Source organism: Cyclobacterium qasimii M12-11B (assembly GCF_000427295.1).
GTDB lineage: Bacteria > Bacteroidota > Bacteroidia > Cytophagales > Cyclobacteriaceae > Cyclobacterium > Cyclobacterium qasimii.
Genome location: NZ_ATNM01000131.1, coordinates 1 through 19395, shown reverse-complemented (window position 1 = coordinate 19395; position 19395 = coordinate 1). Strand labels below are relative to the sequence as shown.

At 38.2% G+C, this 19395-nt stretch carries 14 protein-coding genes and 3 pseudogenes; 4 read left to right on the top strand and 13 right to left on the bottom strand.

Annotation, left to right across the window (positions count from 1 at the left end; all coding sequences use genetic code 11):
• Positions 1 to 11: 11 nt before the first annotated feature.
• The 5 genes from ADICYQ_RS15350 to ADICYQ_RS15330 all read right to left on the bottom strand — a co-directional run bounded on the left by ADICYQ_RS15350 (position 12) and on the right by ADICYQ_RS15330 (position 6083).
• Complete coding sequence (locus ADICYQ_RS15350) at positions 12 to 1154, bottom strand: Gfo/Idh/MocA family protein (protein ID WP_040416577.1); 1143 nt, start codon at positions 1152 to 1154, stop codon at positions 12 to 14.
• A gap of 10 nt (positions 1155 to 1164) precedes the next feature.
• Complete coding sequence (locus tag ADICYQ_RS15345; RefSeq protein ID WP_020892408.1) at positions 1165 to 1995, bottom strand: sugar phosphate isomerase/epimerase family protein; 831 nt, start codon at positions 1993 to 1995, stop codon at positions 1165 to 1167.
• A complete protein-coding gene (locus ADICYQ_RS15340; protein WP_020892407.1) occupies positions 1992 to 3374 on the bottom strand; it encodes a glycoside hydrolase family 88 protein in 1383 nt (460 codons plus the stop codon). The genes ADICYQ_RS15345 and ADICYQ_RS15340 overlap by 4 nt, the downstream gene beginning before the upstream one ends.
• Positions 3375 to 3527: 153 nt before the next feature.
• A complete protein-coding gene (locus tag ADICYQ_RS15335) occupies positions 3528 to 4424 on the bottom strand; it encodes an AraC family transcriptional regulator (RefSeq protein WP_020892406.1) in 897 nt (298 codons plus the stop codon).
• A 756-nt stretch (positions 4425 to 5180) separates the two neighbouring features.
• Positions 5181 to 6083, bottom strand: a complete 903-nt coding sequence (locus ADICYQ_RS15330; RefSeq protein WP_020892405.1) for a DUF3078 domain-containing protein — start codon at positions 6081 to 6083, stop codon at positions 5181 to 5183.
• 142 nt (positions 6084 to 6225) lie between these two features.
• On the opposite strand from ADICYQ_RS15330, the pseudogene ADICYQ_RS15325 reads away from it, so the two are divergent.
• Both ADICYQ_RS15325 and ADICYQ_RS15320 read left to right on the top strand, forming a co-directional pair.
• A pseudogene (locus ADICYQ_RS15325) lies at positions 6226 to 6500 on the top strand (DUF202 domain-containing protein).
• An 81-nt stretch (positions 6501 to 6581) separates the two neighbouring features.
• Entirely contained in the window at positions 6582 to 6791 is a 210-nt protein-coding gene (locus ADICYQ_RS15320) for a hypothetical protein (RefSeq protein WP_020892403.1), read from the top strand.
• A 147-nt stretch (positions 6792 to 6938) separates the two neighbouring features.
• Here ADICYQ_RS15320 and ppk1 read toward each other — a convergent pair whose 3' ends face one another.
• The 7 genes and pseudogenes from ppk1 to ADICYQ_RS15290 form a co-directional block, all read right to left on the bottom strand.
• Positions 6939 to 9062 carry a polyphosphate kinase 1 gene (ppk1, locus tag ADICYQ_RS15315; RefSeq protein ID WP_020892402.1) on the bottom strand — a complete coding sequence of 708 codons (2124 nt, stop codon included), beginning with the start codon at positions 9060 to 9062 and terminating at the stop codon, positions 6939 to 6941.
• Between the two features lie 113 nt (positions 9063 to 9175).
• A complete protein-coding gene (gyrB, locus tag ADICYQ_RS15310; protein WP_020892401.1) occupies positions 9176 to 11137 on the bottom strand; it encodes a DNA topoisomerase (ATP-hydrolyzing) subunit B in 1962 nt (653 codons plus the stop codon).
• A gap of 323 nt (positions 11138 to 11460) precedes the next feature.
• Positions 11461 to 11820: pseudogene (locus ADICYQ_RS15305) on the bottom strand (CoA-binding protein); the annotation flags it as partial.
• Positions 11821 to 11856: 36 nt separating this feature from the next.
• Positions 11857 to 13446 carry an NAD(P)/FAD-dependent oxidoreductase gene (locus ADICYQ_RS15300; RefSeq protein ID WP_020892399.1) on the bottom strand — a complete coding sequence of 530 codons (1590 nt, stop codon included), beginning with the start codon at positions 13444 to 13446 and terminating at the stop codon, positions 11857 to 11859.
• A gap of 3 nt (positions 13447 to 13449) precedes the next feature.
• Positions 13450 to 14421 carry a tryptophan 2,3-dioxygenase family protein gene (locus tag ADICYQ_RS15295; protein ID WP_040416574.1) on the bottom strand — a complete coding sequence of 324 codons (972 nt, stop codon included), beginning with the start codon at positions 14419 to 14421 and terminating at the stop codon, positions 13450 to 13452.
• Between the two features lie 180 nt (positions 14422 to 14601).
• Complete coding sequence (locus ADICYQ_RS26845) at positions 14602 to 14808, bottom strand: DUF1573 domain-containing protein (protein ID WP_235114712.1); 207 nt, start codon at positions 14806 to 14808, stop codon at positions 14602 to 14604.
• Between the two features lie 19 nt (positions 14809 to 14827).
• Positions 14828 to 15700 carry a DUF1573 domain-containing protein gene (locus ADICYQ_RS15290; RefSeq protein ID WP_051160239.1) on the bottom strand — a complete coding sequence of 291 codons (873 nt, stop codon included), beginning with the start codon at positions 15698 to 15700 and terminating at the stop codon, positions 14828 to 14830.
• A gap of 71 nt (positions 15701 to 15771) precedes the next feature.
• On the opposite strand from ADICYQ_RS15290, the gene trpS reads away from it, so the two are divergent.
• Entirely contained in the window at positions 15772 to 16746 is a 975-nt protein-coding gene (gene trpS, locus ADICYQ_RS15285; protein ID WP_020892395.1) for a tryptophan--tRNA ligase, read from the top strand.
• Between the two features lie 283 nt (positions 16747 to 17029).
• On the opposite strand, the gene ADICYQ_RS15280 is transcribed toward trpS, so the two are convergent.
• Positions 17030 to 17452 (bottom strand): hypothetical protein, encoded by a 423-nt coding sequence (locus ADICYQ_RS15280; protein WP_020892394.1) that lies wholly within the window; start codon positions 17450 to 17452, stop codon positions 17030 to 17032.
• Between the two features lie 199 nt (positions 17453 to 17651).
• Between ADICYQ_RS15280 and ADICYQ_RS15275 the strand changes: the two are divergent.
• Positions 17652 to 19377, top strand: a pseudogene (locus tag ADICYQ_RS15275) (phospho-sugar mutase).
• The last annotated feature ends 18 nt before the right edge of the window (positions 19378 to 19395 follow it).

Sequence of the window (19395 nt, the reverse complement as noted above, 5' to 3'; positions counted from 1 at the left end):
GGGTTTATCTTTTATAGTTCAGGGATATCCAACCAGGCTCTTTGTTCCCAGCTTTCTAAGCCTTTTTCGGCTAACTGAACACCTTTAGCACCTTCCATCATGTCCCAAGGGAATGGAGAATCCGTCACGATATGTTTTAAAAACAACTCCCACTGTACTTTGAAGGCATTGTCCATAGGCTCTTGTTCAGGCACTTTAGACCATCCTTCAAAAAATTCAATCGGCTGCGCGATATCTGGATTCCATACTGGCTTTGGCGTATTGCCATAATGCTGGATGTAGCACTCTCTAAGACCCGCAACTGCAGAACCTTTGGTACCATCCACTTGTACAGTTAGTAGATCATCTCTTCTAACCCTTACAGTCCAGGAAGAGTTGAACTGGGCAATAACGCCTCCTTCTAGTTCAAATGTGGCATAAGCAGCATCATCTGCAGTACATTTATAAGGCTTACCTTGCTCATCTACACGTTCCTTAATATGCGTGGCTCCTAAACAAGATACCGCTTTCACTTTGCCGAAAATATTGTCCAAAACATATCTCCAATGGCACAACATATCCACTATGATACCACCATCATCTTCTTTACGATAATTCCAGGATGGTCTTTGAGCAGGTATTGATTGTCCTTCAAATACCCAATAGCCGAATTCACCTCTTACAGAAAGAATCTCTCCGAAGAATCCGTTTTCAATTAGTCTTTGAAGTTTCCTTAAACCAGGTAACCAAAGTTTATCCTGTACTACGCCATTTTTAACACCTGCTTCTTTACAAATTTCATGTAATTCCAAAGCTGTTGCCGTATCTACAGCCACTGGTTTTTCGCAATAAATATGTTTACCTGCTTTTACTGCCTGCTTAACCGCTTCTGCTCTTCTACCAGTAGTTTGGGCATCAAAGTATACGCTGTACTCGTCATCATTCATGACACTGTCCAAATCAGTAGTGTATTTGGCCACACCAGAACGCTTGCTTAAAGCTTTCAGTTTCGCTTCATTTCTTCCTACCAAAACAGGGTCGGGCATAATGGTATCCCCATTGTCTAATTTTACGCCACCTTGTTTGATGATTTCTGCGATGCTACGCATCAAATGTTGATTGGTACCCATCCTTCCGGTGACACCGTTCATGATTATTCCTACCTTGTGTTCCATTTTAATTTTTTTAACTCTTATAATAACTTTCTACAATCTTGTCTAAAAACGCCTTCTGATCTCCAGCCCAATGCCTGTCAGAAAAAATTTCCACTTCGTTAAACCCAGAAAATCCTGCTTCCTCGGCCCATCCTCTAATGATAGGGATATCAATACATCCTTCTCCCATCAAGCCTCGGTCATTTAGGAAATCTACAGTTGGGCACATCCAGTCACAAATATGAAAAGCATAAAGATTTTCATTTCGTCCACATCTTAGCAGTTCCTCTCTCAAATCAGGATCCCACCAAAGGTGATAAACATCAGCCGCTACACCTACATGGTCAGACCCAATTGCTTCAGCCATTTCATTGGCCTGACGCATGGTATTGACAGCCGACCTGGTGTCAGCATACATAGGGTGCAAAGGTTCAATGGCAAGCTTTACCCCATGCTCAATGGCAAAAGGCAACACTTTTTCGATACCTTCTCTGATTTGCTCACGTGATTTAACCAAAGATTGGCCTGGGTCTGCACCACAAACCAATACGATCATCGGAGCTCCTAGTGCAGCTGCTTCTTCAATGGCAACATAGTTGTCCTGAATGGCCTGGTCACGGGTCTTTTGGGAAACGGAAGGGAAAAACCCTCCCCTTACCAAGGACACAATTTCCAGTCCATGACTCCTTAACCGGTCTCCAGAAGCTACAATGTCTCTACCTCCAAGGTATTGACGCCAAACTGAGATGCCCTTCACCCCTACTCTTTCGTAGTTTTCAGCTGATTCTTCTAAGCTCCATGGTTTTGTTGTAATCGTATGTATACAGAGCTTGCTAAGGTCTTTTATTGGTTCTACGCTCATGATAGACAGTTGAAGAAAGTATAATAAGTATCCTTATCTATGATTCTTTGAACATATAGGGCCAATTCTCTGGCGTGATAATCTCCCCACATACTGGATTCATTGCAAGCAATTTTTTGTCCAGCAGGTACATTGTCCCAACCATTTGGCTCATGGTAAATGGAGTGCAGGATCAATCCTTGATGGTTTTTATCTGTACTAAGATAAGGTTCGCCCAATAAGGTTTTTAATACGGTAAGGCCTGCTTTCCAATACTTATCTCCTTTTTCGGAATCACCCTTTTTCTTAAGGTAATGACCCAATCTCAATAAGCCTTGTGCGCCAATGGCTGCTGCAGAACTATCTACCGGTTCAAAATCATTATAAGGGTCTGCTGGACGGGACAAGTAATCTCCCAATTTATGAAGATTAGGTGCTCCTGTATCCCAGTAAGGGATACCATCCGTTGGCGTATGTTCTATATAAAAATCACAAGATGCAGTGGCAGCTTTCAACATAAACGCTTTGATTTCGGCAGGATCACCAAAGGCTTTAAGAGAAGTATCTGATAAAGTCTCAAGGTATTCCAGTTCCTCAGCAAAACCACACATGGCCCAAGCCAATCCACGCGTCCATGTTGAGAATCCTGTATAACCTTGTTGAGAATTTGGACAACGGTAATTGCCATCATTGGTATTGAAGACACTCTCATGAGCAGTTCGCCCCCAAAGGTCGTAGCGGTCTCTTCCTTCTCCATAATAGACAGAGTAGTCTGCCGTAGCTTTCGCATGTTGCAAGCCTCTTACCAATAGGTTTACTTTTTTGTCATTTTCTTCTTGAAGAACGTGACCAAGGCTATGGCTTAACATTAAAATCCTGACAGTACGAATGGTGTCCACAAAAAGTGAATGTGGTCCATTAAAGGAATACATGTATCCACCATCTTTGATTGGAGACCATCTACTGGCTTGTACAGCACCAGAAATCTTCAATGCCAACTCGTAATAATTTTTTTCCCATTCTACGTATGGGATTTTCTCTTCTACCATTAACCTCAATAGATTGCCGTAAGTACTGACATTATTGAAGCCATGATCGTGAACACCAGTATGGCTGATATGTGGCGCCATGTACTGATGCGTTTTTAGTTTTCCTTTTTCCAGAAAACTTTTCTCGCCAGTGGCATCAAACTGCAATATGGAGGACCCAAATTGAAAGCCCTGTGTCCATTCAGTCCATCCTCTGGTTGCATATTTCCCATCTACGGTAAAAACCGGTGAACCTTGATTTTGGGGATATTCCTTTTCAATTGCGGAGATTTTCTCAGCAGAGAGTTGCCAAAATTTATCCAAAGCTGATTTCAGATCTTTAGCTTGAATTTCAGAATCAATTGCAATCATAAATTTAATGGGTTTAAGTTTATTTTGGATTTGAGATTTTCATCCTTAGAATTCAGAATTATTGTCTGAATCTCAGTCTGTCAAACCATGCACTTTTTGTTTAAGAAGTTAAAGATATCTTAAATTTTATCAAATATAAAAGCATAATTCAATCTAATGCTGGTACTTTTCGTTTTCTAGCGACCTAAACTCAGACGGAGAAACGCCTGTTTTTTTCTTGAAAATTCTACTAAAATAAGAAGGATCCTGGTAATTCAACTGATAGGCAATTTCCTTATTCGAAAGGTCTGTATAGATAAGATACCTCTTTGCCTGAAGCATCAAACGCTCCAAAATGACCTCTCCGGCGGTCATACCCGTAATTTTCTTAACATGCTTGTTTAGGATACTCGGCGCAAGGCTCATCATTTCTGCAAAATCCTGAACCTGATGTACTTGCCTAAACTTGTGCTCAACCAATGCATTAAACTGTTGGACCAGGGCGAAATCCGGATCAAGTGTGTTTTTTTTGTCCGCAAAGTACCTAAGGTAATACTGTTTACACTTAATCAGGAAAATCTGGAGGTAATTGTTTAAAATGTCGGTGGTAAAACTGTTCCATTGTTTGTACTCTTTGCTAATCGTCTCTATCAAATCGGTAATGTCCTTGAAATCAACCGAATTTAAGTTGAGAATAGGTACTAAGGTGGGGTTATTAAAATAGGGAAGTTGAAAAAGGAATTCTTCATTTTTGGTATCTAAGGCATAAAATTCTCTGGAAAAAACCATTAAATACCCATGATAATCATTTTCTCTACTGATTTTATGAACCTGTCCAGGTGAAAGGAAATGTACACTTTGCGAATGAATGGAATGGTCATTGAAATCTATCTCATGCTTTCCGGCACCATTTACAAAAACACATATTTCATAATACTTATGCCGATGTGGCCTATCAGTCTCATGAGGATAGGTTCTGTTTTGTATGGTTTTCCCTTGTACCTCATAAATTTGAAATGGCCTTTTGTTGGTTATCTCCGGCATTTCGTACGTTTTGATAGGTTCTTCCATTGTAATCTTTACATTCAACTTCTAAGATAACCAAAATAATAAGCCTGTCTTTTATAAATCGTCAATAAAAGCAGATAAAAATCCATTCGTTTTACCATATTTATAATTATTATTGCCCAATATTAAATACAATGTATTTTTTCAATTTATTTATTATCATATTTTTAAAAACCGAGGTAAAATATTACCTTTGAAATATCAAACAGAGACAAATGGTCTCTTATACTGTAGGATGATGAAACTGGCAGACATGCCCTCCTGTCTCGAGGGTGGAGATCACAGAACAAAGAAAATAGCGAGCTCGTATTTTTCCTAACTGCTCCGTGGAGGTTCAACTCCTTCTCCTACAGCAGGTTATTTTGGGTTTATTGTTAATTGACTAAAGCTATGAGACATTGTTTCATAGCTTTTTTTTGTGCAAAAAAAACACAATGGAATTTAACTTTACCTCAAATCCAAAATAGGAAATAGCCAATCAATTTCGAATTGGATCAATCCAGAAACAATCCCACACTACTATTTTCGAAAACACATTTCATCCTGAGCAAGGACCGAGAATCATATTGCTAAATACGCATTCAGCGAATTATTAACGCCTTTATTGAAAAAAACAGCTATAAAATAAAAAAGCAGGAGAATATCTCCTGCTTTTTATTTTGAAAACTAAACCAACTATTATTTAACTACCATAATACAAACAAAATTAACAATAACTGATTAAAAACCAAATTTTGAAGATAAAATATGGTGAATTATCTATTTTTTGTTACCTACTTTATACAATATGCCTAATGAAAGGCCTTGACTATACTGAATTGCAGCATCCTGATCGATATCATAAAGAGATATTCCCGTGAAGGTTACGTTTATGATGTTTGATATTTTTGCTGTAAGTGTTAAATCTAGTCTGTGGTCAATGTTTTTCATTGAAAGGGTCTCGTAATTAGCAAACATTGTGTACCGAGACTTAAGGTTTAGATTCTCAGATAGATCTTTATCTAAACTGGCAAACACTTGCATTGCCAACCATTCTATTCTTACTTTATCACCAGGTAGAACACCATAATTAGATGGCACATTGTTTATAATCTGGTTATCCGACATAAAAGTAAACCTTGGTGAGAAGGGACCTATTCTCAAAAAGAATTCTTTACTAGGTTTAAATTCAAACCCAAGAGAAGATGTTAAATAGCCTGGAGCCATGAATTTAGAAATCAATGATTGCGTATCATCATCATTGTATTTATACCCTTCAGCAAATTGTGAAAGGTAATTTACAGAAAAGTAACTTGACCAATTTTTATTCAATTGGTAACCTACTTTTGAATCTAGAAATATTCTGTCATTGGATTTTCTTGTTCCTTCACCTTCATTGCGGACAATCCCAAAAAGAAGCTCCAATTCATTGTCCCAGGAAATCCTGTCTTTCTGATAGAGTGCTTTCCCAGCTATTATACTCCCAAATGCCACGGAGTTGACCCCTCCTGCTTTCCAATTACTGCTAAAGCCGGCCTGATTGAAATTTAAGCCAGCGCTAAATTCAGATTGCCAATAAGTGGTATCTGCAGGTATTTGCGCCAACGAGTCTGAAACCACTTGGGCTGTTATAACCGTTGTTGTTACGACAAAAACCAATAAGGTTAGTAGAAAATTTTTCATGCTTTTTTTTATTAGATTTTATTATTATGTGTTTTATTCTAAATAATTTCGAGACCTAGCGTTTAATTTTAAACATCCCCTAAACTAAAAGTTGGAAATAAAATTTTAAATTCATTAGAAAATCGAAACGAATCGCAAATTTATGGAAAATCAAACAGAAGAAACACTGATTGTTAGAGATTTTTTAGCAAGGCAACGAACAAAGCTCGCCAATGACCGTACGCTTTTAGCTTATATAAGGACGAGTTTATACTTCATTGTGAGTGGAACAGCTTTAATGAAAGTCAATGACCTCGAAAATGTAAAAAGTCTTGGGTATTTCTCTTTTATGATAAGTGTGATTTTATTGATTATTGGCTTTATTAATTTTTTAAACTTAAAAGAAAATTATCTAAAGGGAGATACGAGAAAATGTGAAAAGAAGGATGCTTGAATCATTCTTATTTTAAATTTGGTAAGCTATTTGTATACTAAAAATTGAAACCAAACTTTAGAAAAATGAAAATTTTAGGAATAGTTTTGATTATTGCAGGCATCGCCATGTTTTTAATGACTGGATTTTCGTTCACTACCGAAGAGACAGTAATAGATGCTGGACCATTGAAATTAAGCGCTGACAAAGAACAAAGTGTAGCCTGGCCACCTTATGCAGGAGGAATTGCTGTAATTGCTGGTTTTGTTTTATTAGCTGTTGGAAGGAAGAAATAATCTTCTTGTGGATCCAATGCAGTAAAGCCGAATTGCCGGCAGACATGTACGGTGACCAATCTATCAGTTAATGCAAGCACTTCCTAAAAAAAATCGCCACAACCTATAGATTGTGGCGATTTGAAGACCTGGGATTAATTAATTGTTTCAATCAATCAATTTCACATTTTCGATCATCTCTGGTTCCAGTTCAAAAAACCTTTGGTGAATATTAAAGATTTCTTCCCCTTCTTTTGGTTTCTTAGGGAGGTATTTTCCATCCTCCTGCATTACATAGGCATTTTCATTATCCAAAAGGTTATACTTTAAGATATTCATTAACTGCTTCTGTAGAAATTGATTTTCCACCTTAAACAAGGACTCAAGTCTTTTATCAAAACTCCTAACCATGGCATCAGCACTACCAACATAAATCGTAGGATCACCATTGTTATGGAAATGATAAATTCTAGAATGCTCTAGGAAATCTCCTACAATTGAGATCACCTCAATATTTTCACTCAAACCTTTCCTACCAGGCCTCAAGCAACAGATGCCACGCACGATCAATTTAACAGGCACTCCAGCCTGAGATGCACTATAAAGCGCGTGGATGAATTCAGAATCTTCCAGAGAATTGATTTTTATAAATATCCCAGAAGGCAGTCCTTTGCTTGCATTTTCTGATTCGATATTAATGAATTCTATCAGATTATTCCGCATATCACGTGGTGAGGTGATAAGGTTTTTATAGCTTGTAGGAGCTGAATGTCCGGTGATTACATTGAAAAACTCAGACACATCATTGGCAAGGGTCTCGTCTGTCGTTAAAAGTCCAATATCCGTATAAATACGACTGGTCTCTTCATTATAATTCCCTGAGCCTAAATGAACATAACGGGTAACTCTATTTTCTTCTTTTTTAACAATCAGAAGTAATTTTGTGTGGGTCTTAAAATTACTAACACCATAGATTACAAAACAGCCTGCTTTCTGCATCTTTTTTGCTTCCCTGATATTATTTTCCTCATCAAACCTAGCTTTAACCTCAAACAATACGGAGACGTGCTTGCCATTTTCTACCGCTTTTAGTAAAGCCCCAACAATTCTTGAATTTTTCGCAAGGCGGTAAATCGTCATCTTGATGGCCATTACATGCGGGTCATCTGCAGCCTTATCCAGAAGCTCAAGTATCGGCTCCATATCATTGTATGGATGATGTAGCAAAACATCCTTGTTCTTTAGCACTTGGAAGATGTCTTCAGATGCAGCTTCAGGATAGGACAATGGTGGAATTGGATCGTGGATAGCTGGGATTTTATCTTTGAAGCGCTTGTTACCAATCACCTGCCATAAGCCGGTAAAGTCCATTAGACTTTTACGCTCAATTTTAAATATACTGTCATCATTGAGTGTCCACCGCTGTTTTAGCAAATTGACCATGTACTTGCTATAGCCTTCCTCAATCTCAATCCGAACAACCCTTCCTGTCTTACGCTCATTGAGTTTCCGTTTCACTTCCTCCAAGAAATTGGAATCCATGTCTTCACTTTCCTCTAAGGTAAAATCTCCATTTCTTGTGATCCTGAAAAGGTTTATTGATTCAATGTTTACATTTCTAAACAAGGAGACAATATGTTCCCTTATCATTTCTTCTATTGGCACACAGATGGTCATGTCCTCCCTTTCCAACTCAAAAAACCTTGGGATATTGGAAGGTATCTGCACAAATGACAGTTTCTTATTGTCTTTCTTCTCTCCGGGGCCTATAGTTACCACCCCAAAAATCAACAGTTTGTTCATCAAAATGGGAAAGGTATGGTAACCATCAAAGACCATAGGCGTCAACATAGGGTAAACTGCCTTGTAAAAATAATCTTCAATTGTCTTTTGCTCTTCCGCCAAAAGATTACGCACATTGCTTAATTGAAAACCAGCGTCTTTGGTAGTCGTAAGCAATTCATCTACAAACTGTCGCTGAAGCTTGTTGTGGAAAATCTGGGATTCAATCATTAGCTTCTTCTTGAAGCTATCTTCTCGCAAGCCAGAATAGTCTATTCTTACTTTATCATAGTCGAGGTAATTGTACAAAGAGCCAACCCTGATCATAAAAAATTCATCAAGATTAGAAGCTGCAATTGCGAGAAATTTAAATTTCTCGAAAATATTCCGTTTGTCTTTTTTAATTTGATCAACAACCCGGTCATTAAATTTTAACCAGCTAAGGTCTCTGCTGATTAATTTACTGTTATTAATGGTTTCTTCAATTTTATCGAGTTGGATCAGTTTCATGTTTATTTCATTAAAATGGGAAAAAGTTGATCAATGATACTAAATTATTTAGAGAATAAAAAAAGGGCATTTAGCCCTTTTTTTATTCTTAACGGAAAACCATTAGGCAACCATCAGGTATCAATTTTGGCATACTTAGCATTCTTCTCAATAAACTCTCTACGAGGAGCCACTTCGTCACCCATTAGCATACTAAATAGATGATCAGCTTCTGCAGCGGAATCAATGGTTACTCTTTTCAAAGTCCTGGTCTCAGGGTCCATAGTTGTAGTCCAAAGTTGCTCAGGATTCATTTCTCCAAGTCCTTTGTACCTTTGAATACCCACACTATCTTCTTTACCATCAGGAGCCATCTCCTTGATTGCTCTTTGTCTTTCTTCCTCAGTCCAGATATATCTTTCATCTTTCCCTCTTTTCAGAAGATAAAATGGTGGAAGAGCAATGTAAAGGTACCCATGTTCAATCAGGCTTCTCATGTACCTAAAGAACAAGGTAAGAATTAGTGTTCTAATATGAGAACCATCAATATCAGCATCCGTCATAATGATGATTTTATGATAACGGAGTTTAGATAAATCCAATTCCTTTTCGTTATCTACGGTACCGAATTTGACACCTAGAGCTGTTAATATATTTTTGATTTCCTCATTGTCGTAGATTTTATGCTCATGCGCTTTTTCTACGTTTAATATTTTTCCTTTCAAAGGCAATATCGCTTGGAAATCTCTATCTCTTCCTTGCTTAGCTGAACCACCAGCCGAGTCCCCTTCCACCAGGTACAATTCGCAAACAGCAGGATCTGAATTAGCACAATCGGCCAATTTCCCAGGAAGTCCACCACCGCCAAGTACGTTCTTACGCTGAACCATCTCACGGGCCTTTTTGGCTGCATGTCTGGCCTGAGCTGCCAGCACTACTTTACCAATTATTATTTTAGCCTCTTTAGGATGTTCTAAAAGCCAAAATTGCAGTGTTTCTGAAACTGAAGCATCTACAGCTCCTGTTACGTCAGAGTTACCCAGCTTGGTTTTGGTTTGCCCTTCAAACTGCGGCTCTGCCACTTTTACTGAAATCACAGCTGTAAGTCCCTCTCGGAAATCATCACCTGAAATTTCCAGCTTCAACTTATCAAGCATTCCTGATTTATCAGCATAGCTTTTAAGCGTTCGGGTAAGTGCTCTTCTAAAACCTGAAACGTGTGTACCACCTTCATAAGTGTTAATGGTGTTAACATAGGAAACAACATTCTCTGTATAGGAGTTATTGTAGCCCATGGCAACCTGAACAGGCACACCATTCTTTTCAGACTCTATATATATTGGTTTTTCAATTATCTTTTGTTTGTTTTCATCCAAGTACTCAACAAACTCAACCAAACCACCTTCAGAATAGAAATTATCAGTTCTGAAGTTACCGTCATCATCTTTTTCTCTAAGATCTTTTAAAGATATATTAATGCCTGCATTTAAGAAGGCCATCTCACGTAAACGGTTTGCAATTGTTTCGTACTTGTATTCCAACACCTGAAATATCTCATGATCAGGCTTAAAATGGACATGGGTTCCACGATCATCTGTTTTCCCTATCTCCCTAACCACATATTGAGGAACACCTCTAACATATTCCTGTTCATGTACTTTTCCATCTCTTTTGACTGTTACAGTCATGAGAGAGGAAAGGGCATTCACACATGAAACACCCACTCCGTGAAGTCCGCCAGATACTTTATAAGTATCTTTATCAAACTTACCACCAGCGTGTAAAACAGTCATTACCACCTCTAGAGCGGACCTGTTTTCTTTCTTGTGAAACTCTGTAGGTATACCCCTACCGTTATCCTGTACCGAAACAGAATTGTCCTCATGAACAGTGACTGAAATGGTGTCACATTGACCGGCTAGTGCTTCATCAATGGAGTTATCTACTACCTCCCAAATCAAATGATGTAACCCTTTAACACCTATGTCACCAATGTACATGGCGGGTCTTTTTCTAACCGCTTCCAACCCTTCCAACACCTGAATATTCTGGGCTGAATAATCGCTTTTATTCGACGACGCTTTTTCCTGACTCATAGTTAGACTTTATGGCAAAAGAAGTGCCATTTCAAATTCAAATATTTTAAACTAAACTAAAGACAAAAATACACAAAAAAAACGAGAATGTAACCCTTTTAATGGCTATTGTTACTATATTATGCGCCTCCGGTTACTTTGGGCAGTGTATTATATAATGGCTTATAAAAAAGTGCTCTTATTAATAAATAGCTATAAAGTCAATTGCCATTCCATTGATTACAGCATCCATTGTATTTATAAGGTATCGTTTTCACCAAGTATAGAACAGCCAATTATTTCAGGTACATTGAAAATACTTTTAAATCCCCGCTGTTTGCAATTTAATATTGTCCCGTACTTAACATTACCAGTGTGCAGGCTGGCAAAACGGTGATTCCTCTTTCTTTAGCTAAATCCATTAATTCCTGATTTTCAGTTCCCGGATTAAAAATTATTCTTTCAGGCTTAAGGGAAAGTATATAGTCATACCATTCCGTTTGATTTTGAGGACCTACATAAAGGGTAACCGTGTGAACATCTGTTAGGGCTGGTTTTTCTCTTAGATTCAGTATTTTTTCTCCTGAAGTTACGCCCGTTTTAATCCCAACAGGAATAAAAGGTATATCTCTTTCTTTCAACATGGTAGCTGCCGTATGTGCATACCTAGAAGGATTTGGACTCGCACCAAAAACTACCGTTTTTTACTTTTTCCATTTTTCGCCTCTTCTTTGAAACTATTAATTACGAGTACCAGCTTTGCCATACTTTTCAATCAATTTTTCAGCACAACGTTCACCATCCATGGCGGCCGAAACAATGCCTCCTGCATAGCCTGCCCCTTCCCCACATGGATAAAGCCTGCTTATCTGTGGGTGTTCAAATCCTTCTTTGCTTCTGGGGATTCTCACTGGTGAGGATGTCCTGCTTTCCACACCTACTATTTGTGCTTCATTGGTATAATACCCTTTCATTTTTTTATCCAAAAGTGGCAAGGCCATGGCCAAACGTTTTGCGATAAAATCGGGGAGCACATCGTTCATATTAACACTTTTCAAACCCGGCTGATATGAGGTAGGCAGTAAGTCTTTACTTTGTTTATTATTTACAAAATCCACCATCCTCTGTGCCGGTGCCACCTGAGTTTCACCTCCTGCAACCCATGCAGCCTTCTCTACCTCCTGTTGAAACATTAAAGCTGCAAGTGGGCCATATTTCTGATAAGTTGGCAGGTCTTCCAACTCTACTGCCACAACCATACCAGAATTGGCAAATTTACCATCTCTTCTACTAGGGCTCATTCCATTGACGACTATTTCACCCGGTGATGAAGCCGAGGGTACTATAAAACCTCCTGGACACATACAAAAAGAGAAAACGCCTCGCTGCTTTCCGTCCAAGACAGTTTGTTGGACCAGACTATAAGAAGATGCTGGCAAAAATGGCCCTCTATCTGATGGACAATGGTATTGAATGCTATCTATCAGTTTTTGGTCATGTTCTATACGTACTCCCAAGGCAAAGGGCTTTGCCTCAATCAATACTTTCTGCCTTGTGAGCAATTGAAAAACATCTCTGGCAGAATGCCCAGTTGCTAAAATCACGCCTAAACCAGTGATTTTTTCTCCATCGCTTGTAATTACTCCCTCGATGGTATCTTTATTTAAGAGGAGCTCAGTAACTTTTGTATTGAATAAAACCTCACCTCCAGCTTCAATAATACTTTCACGAAGCCGGGTTATAAGTTGAGGTAGCTTATTGGTACCAATATGAGGGTGGGCATCCACCAAGATATCTTCATTGGCACCATGTGCAACCAAGATCTCCATTATGCGCCGTAAATCACCCCTTTTCTTGGATCTGGTATATAATTTACCATCAGAATAGGTCCCAGCACCCCCTTCTCCAAAACAATAATTAGAATCAGGATTTACAATATGTTCTTTATTCAGTGCAGCAAGGTCTCTCCTCCTGGCACGTACATCTTTGCCCCGTTCCAAGACGATTGGCTTTATACCAAGTTCAATGGCCCTTAGGGCCGCAAAAAGACCTGCAGGACCTGCGCCTACAATTATTAATGGGTCACTGTGCTTAACATTGGGATAATACTTCCCACTATTCACCAATGGTTCCGGAACCTGACCACTGTAAACTTCTACGGTAACATTTATCTTAACCTTTCTGCTCCTTGCATCAATAGATCTTTTTGTAGCCCTTATGATTAAATCTTTCTGCCCAGCAAAGCCTGATTTTTCAGCTGCTATTTTTTGAAACAATAACTCATTATAGGCTTCTTCAGGGCTGAGTACCAGCTGCAATTCTTTTTTCATATTCTATTTCTCCACCGCGTCAAGCAATTCAGTCTCTACCCAGTGCTTGCCCCATTCCTTGATTTCCGATTCTGTCCACAATTCCGGATAAAATATTACTTTTTGAAATCGAGGAGGCAAAAACTTTTGCCAATTGGTACCACCAGTAGCGGCGATATCGGTTGGGTTTTTGTGCAGGTATTTAACAGCCGATTTATAATGAGCAAGGGGCCAATAAACATTGGCTTTCTCATCCAGCTCTTTCATTAAATCTGTCAATTCAGCATCCTTATCTGAAAGGTAAACATACTTTTTCCACAAGTTGTTCTTCCTGAATTTAGAAATCAACTCCTTCAATTCATCGCCATATTTATCTTCAAATGACTTGAGAGTTAGTGTCTTTTCGCCGGTAGCCAATTCTTTGGCTCCATATTGCCAATAGAGAATATCAAAAAGGCTATCGATGCTAGTTAGGTTAATGTCCTTGTAGTCTTCTCGCTCTTCCAGGTAAACAAGATTTTGAATATCTGTACACATGATCTCAATCATTCTATATTGGGCACTTTGAAAACCACTGGCTGGGAGCAGAGACATCCTGAATTTCATGAATTGTTCTCTTTCCATCCCTTTCCACATCACTGCAAAAGAAGAGATCAGCAAGTCAAAATACATAATGACCCTTTTTAACCTCTCTTTAAAAAACTTCAGCCCTATATTTTCAACAGCCGCCATTTGTTCTATCTCCCAAAGGATAAGATTAAAATACAGCTCGGTAATCTGATGGTAAATAATGAAAATCTTTTCATCCTTAAAAGAAGTTCGGGGCTGTTGTAGGGTGAGTAGCGTGTCTAAATTTATATAATCCCAGTAGTTGAGATAATCGGCATGCAACAGTCCTTCCAAATAAGAGGATAAATCCTGTCCTGAAGCCCTAAATTTTTCTTCTAGTAGTTTAATTTTATCTACAATTTCCTTTTCGGGATATTTTTTTTCCATGCAAAGGTGCCGAAGCATTAGTTTATTAATATACGCTATAGAGAATAATTTTCGATATAAAGCGAGTAAAAATTCTTTCGAAAAGGCAAATTAATACGTTTTTCTTTGTAATCAACGACACTTTAAACCAAAAATCGATTAACAATGACCTGAATCATGAAATCGCTAGGGATATTAATTTCAGTTTATTCTACTTTTTATAACCACAGTCTTTGTAGGTGTCAGTGGATCATTACTGAAGAAGGTTATGGTTTTGTGATCGATGCCTCTTCTTCCTTTTGGGTCAAAGGTAAATACAAGATCAACTTTTTCTCCACTTGGTATATCCATCGTAGGAATGTCAAAACTCAGGCAATCACAGTTGGTAACTATTTTTCTTATATTCAATGGTTTTGGCCCCTCATTCTCAAGTGTTAGTATTCGTGAAACCACATTTTTTAGAACCTATCTTCCCCAAATTAATTTCCATTTCAGCAATTAACAATTTGGGCACTTCATCTACCTGACTTACCGGTAAAGGATCAAAGTATTCATGAATGGTAGCCAATAAATTAATCGGTATTTCAAAATGTTCACCTGACAAAAAGGAGAGCGTAAATGAATCGCGAACAAAACCTAAGTCATTTTTTATAATGGGATCATATTCTATTTCTAAAACACCCCTGGTATTGCTTTCTACTACAGGGGGCACCATTCGCACTTTTACGTGGTCAGGCACGCTATCCTGCTTTAAATTCAACTGCACAGGAAAGTCATTGAAATTATAAAAGTCTACGACTTTAAATTTAGGCTTATTTGTATAAAGTGTACCCAAATTGTTTTGATCGAAAACAAACCCCAAACCACCCTTTTTAATTTTATAATGGGATTCAGGATCACTTGGAAAGTGAACATTTACCCCTTCTAAAAATAAGGAGTCCCCTAATGGTTTTACATTGGATTTAACAACAATCATTTTAGAGAAAGTACCTCCACGAGATTCCGGATCAAAAGTAATTTGAAGGTGACCTATCTTACTGGGTGCTAATGAATCCTGAGAATAGGCAACAACTGCACAGCCGCAATCAGTAATTACTTCATTAATATAAGCATTGGAATCAGTTTGGTTCAAATAATAAAAATCTGCAATCCTCTCCCCTTGCTCTGGCATTACCGCACCAATATTTATCAGATTGTTTTCCCAGACCAATCCTTCCTGCTCAAGTTCCTGACTATTAACCTCTACTATAGAGGAAAACAAAAAAACGCTGACTATTAACAAAAACACTGTGTACTTCATAATGACAAATAACGATAAAATAACCACAAATTATTGCTTAAATTCCTTAAATTTGTGTCAAAAACACAGTAATGGCAAGAGTACTCACAGGGATACAAAGTTCAGGAAAACCGCATTTAGGTAATATTTTGGGTGCAATTAAACCAGCCATAGCCCTAACCAAAAACGAGGACAATGAGTCTTATATATTCATTGCTGATTTCCACTCCCTCACCACAATTAAAGACCCTGTGGCGAGGATAGACAATGTTAATGCTGTAGCAGCAGCATGGCTGGCTTTTGGTTTGGACATCAATAGATCCGTTTTTTACCGGCAGTCAAGAATCCCTCAGGTAACTGAACTTACCTGGTATTTGAGTTGCTTTACCCCTTACCCTATGTTGGCTAATGCCCATAGCTTTAAAGACAAATCTGATCGTTTATCGGACGTCAATGCGGGATTATTTACTTACCCAGTATTGATGGCTGCTGACATCCTTTTGTATGGGGCTGATCTTGTCCCTGTTGGAAAAGATCAATTGCAACATTTAGAAATTTCCAGAGACATTGCCAATACCTTTAACCATCGTATCGGAGAGGAACTGCTCAAAGTACCTGAAGCACGTATCAGTAATGAGGTAATGATCATCCCAGGAACTGATGGACAAAAAATGAGCAAGTCCTACAACAACTATATTGACATCTTTCTGCCCGAAAAGCAATTAAAGAAAAATGTGAATACTATCATCACAGACAGCACTCCTTTAGAAGAACCTAAGGATCCGGACGTTTGTAATGTTTATAAACTGTATAAGTTAATCGCCAACGAAGACCAAACTTTAGACCTTAGAGAAAAATACCTTGCGGGAAACTTTGGTTTTGGCCATGCCAAGAAAGAGTTACTAGAACTAATTCTGGACACTTACAAAAACGAACGTGAGCAATTCAATTATTATATGAACAACCTTCCCGACCTGGAATCGAAGCTTATGGCTGGAGAAGAAAAAGCCAGGGAAGAAGCCGATCAACTTTTAGCTACCCTAAGGAAACGACTGGGTTTCGGATAGGCGGTTAAGTTCAATACCCCTTTCAAATGGGCTATATTTAAGAAGATTAAAATCAAAGGAAATCAGATGCGTGGGCATCTGATTTTTTTTTGAGCTGAACCCAAAAAATATGTACTAACATTTATTATTAAGTGTTGGGGTCACTCCCGGGAGAGGGCAGGTTAAAGAAAATGCGTAGATCATTTTTTTCACCATTTCAATCAAAAAAAATGGTAATCAGTTCTAACCAAAAATTATAGGTTTAAACTAATTACCATTTGTCAGGAAATCTTAAAGAGACTACTTATCTCGATCTCCAAAGGTCTTTCAACGATTTGCCATTTATAACCATGACAAACCTGGTTGGATTAGGTACCAGAACAATTCTTACATCCTGACCATCAAACTGTTCCGATTCAATTGGAACACCCTCTCTCCCCTGAACATCATAGGTGATTACTCCTCGGGCATCTGGTAACATTGGCACGTATTTGTTGGCCAAATACGCTGAAGGAAGCAGGACATCATTGTCCGAAACCAAGGTGGCATAAATATCCTCTAATTTACCTTCCAGTTCATCTCCAAACTCCTCATTCAGATCATCTTCAAGGTCATGCAATTCCTCCTCAATGTCATCATAATTCGGGTCTGCATAAGTTATTTCGCTCAACTTAATTCGCAACTGTACGATCTTGGAGAGCTCCACATCTAATTTTTCAAAATCCATATAAGCTATTACTATTATATTTTTAACTACATGAAGGTAAATAATCTGAAATCATATTCCAACTTAGAATTATTAAAAGTACTTAAGCTATGCTATATATTTGAGGCATTTAAAAATCTAAAGACACTTCAAGGCTAAATCCATATAAATGCTTATATTTTGGACATAATTCTCAAACCAAAATTAATTTTTTCAAAAAATGACAGATTCATCCATAATCAACAAAGCGGAGGCTTGGCTCAATAGTAACATCGATGAAAAGAGCAAGCAAGAGATAAAGGACTTACTAAATGCTCCGGACAATACTGATCTTATCGATTCTTTTTATAAAGACCTAGAATTTGGAACTGGTGGCCTCAGAGGCTTGATGGGCGTTGGTTCTAATCGAATCAACGTTTATACCATCGGAATGGCCACCCAAGGGTTGGCAAACTATTTAAAAGCAAGTTTTCCAGGTGAAGAAATCAGCCTTGCAATCACCCATGACTCTAGAATTAACAACACCCTATTTGCAGAAACTACTGCCAATGTCCTTACCGCAAATGGCATAAAAGTAAAGTATTTCAGAGAAATGCGACCAACCCCTATGCTCTCCTATGCCATCAGGTATTATGGCTGTCAAAGTGGTGTAATGGTAACCGCTTCTCATAACCCTAAAGAGTACAATGGCTACAAAGTCTATTGGGATGATGGTGGCCAGGTAGTGTCTCCACATGATAAAAACATCATCTTAGAGGTATTAAAAATCAAGTCCATCGATGATGTTAATTGGAACAAAAATGATGCGCTCAAAGAATATATTGAAGAAGACTTTGATCTTTTCTACTTAAACGAAGTAAAGAAATTAAGCATGTCTCCGCTAACTAATTTGGCGGAAAAAGACATGTCTATTGTATTTTCACCCATACATGGTGCCTCGGGAAAAATGGTCCCTGCTGCGCTAAAAGTTTTCGGTTTTGAAAACATCCATGTGGTAAAAGAACAAATAGAGCCTGATGGTAATTTCCCAACTGTAAAGTACCCGAATCCCGAAGAACCTGAAGCTTTGGATCTTTCTATTAAGTTGGCCAAAGAAATAAATGCTGAGCTGGTTCTGGCATGTGATCCAGACGGAGACAGATACGCTGCCGTTGTTAAAAACGAAAAAGCGAATACGAATTGCTAAATGGCAATCAGACTGGTGCACTTATTATTTACTACCTGCTATCTATGTACCAAGAGCAAGGTAGACTTACTGGCAATCAATTTACGGTAAGTACTATAGTGACCACAGGTCTTTTGGGGGAAATAAGTAAAGGTTTTAATGTCCCTTACTATGATGTACTTACAGGCTTCAAAAACATTGCTGCAGTAATACTTGCCAATGAAGGTAAAAAGAATTTATCGCGGGAGGCGAAGAGAGTTACGGCTTCCTGGTGGGTGATTTCGTTAGAGACAAGGATGGTGTTTCTGCCTGTGCAATAGTAGCTGAGATAATGGCTTACTACAAGCAGAAAAACATGAATATCATCGATGTCCTGGCAGAGATATACATGGAATATGGTTTCTACAAAGAATCACTTATCTCCATCACCAAAAAGGGCAAGGATGGTGCTGAACAAATACAAGAATTGATGAAAGGCTTTAGAACAAATAGGCCAAAGTCAATTAATGGAATAGCGATAAGTAAAATTGTGGACGTTCAGGAAAGCAAGGTCTATGACATGACAGATGGAACGGAATCGGTTTTGGATTTGGAAAAATCCAATGTTATCCAATTTTATCTAGAAGATGGCAGCAAAATTTCTGCAAGACCATCAGGCACCGAGCCTAAAATCAAATACTATATCTCTGTCAATGAGAAATTACCTAATAGAGAGGCATACAGAGCAACCGAAGCTTCTCTTGAAGCAAAAATCAATGCTTTAAAGAAGTTTTTTGAATAAAATCAGCATAAAAAATGC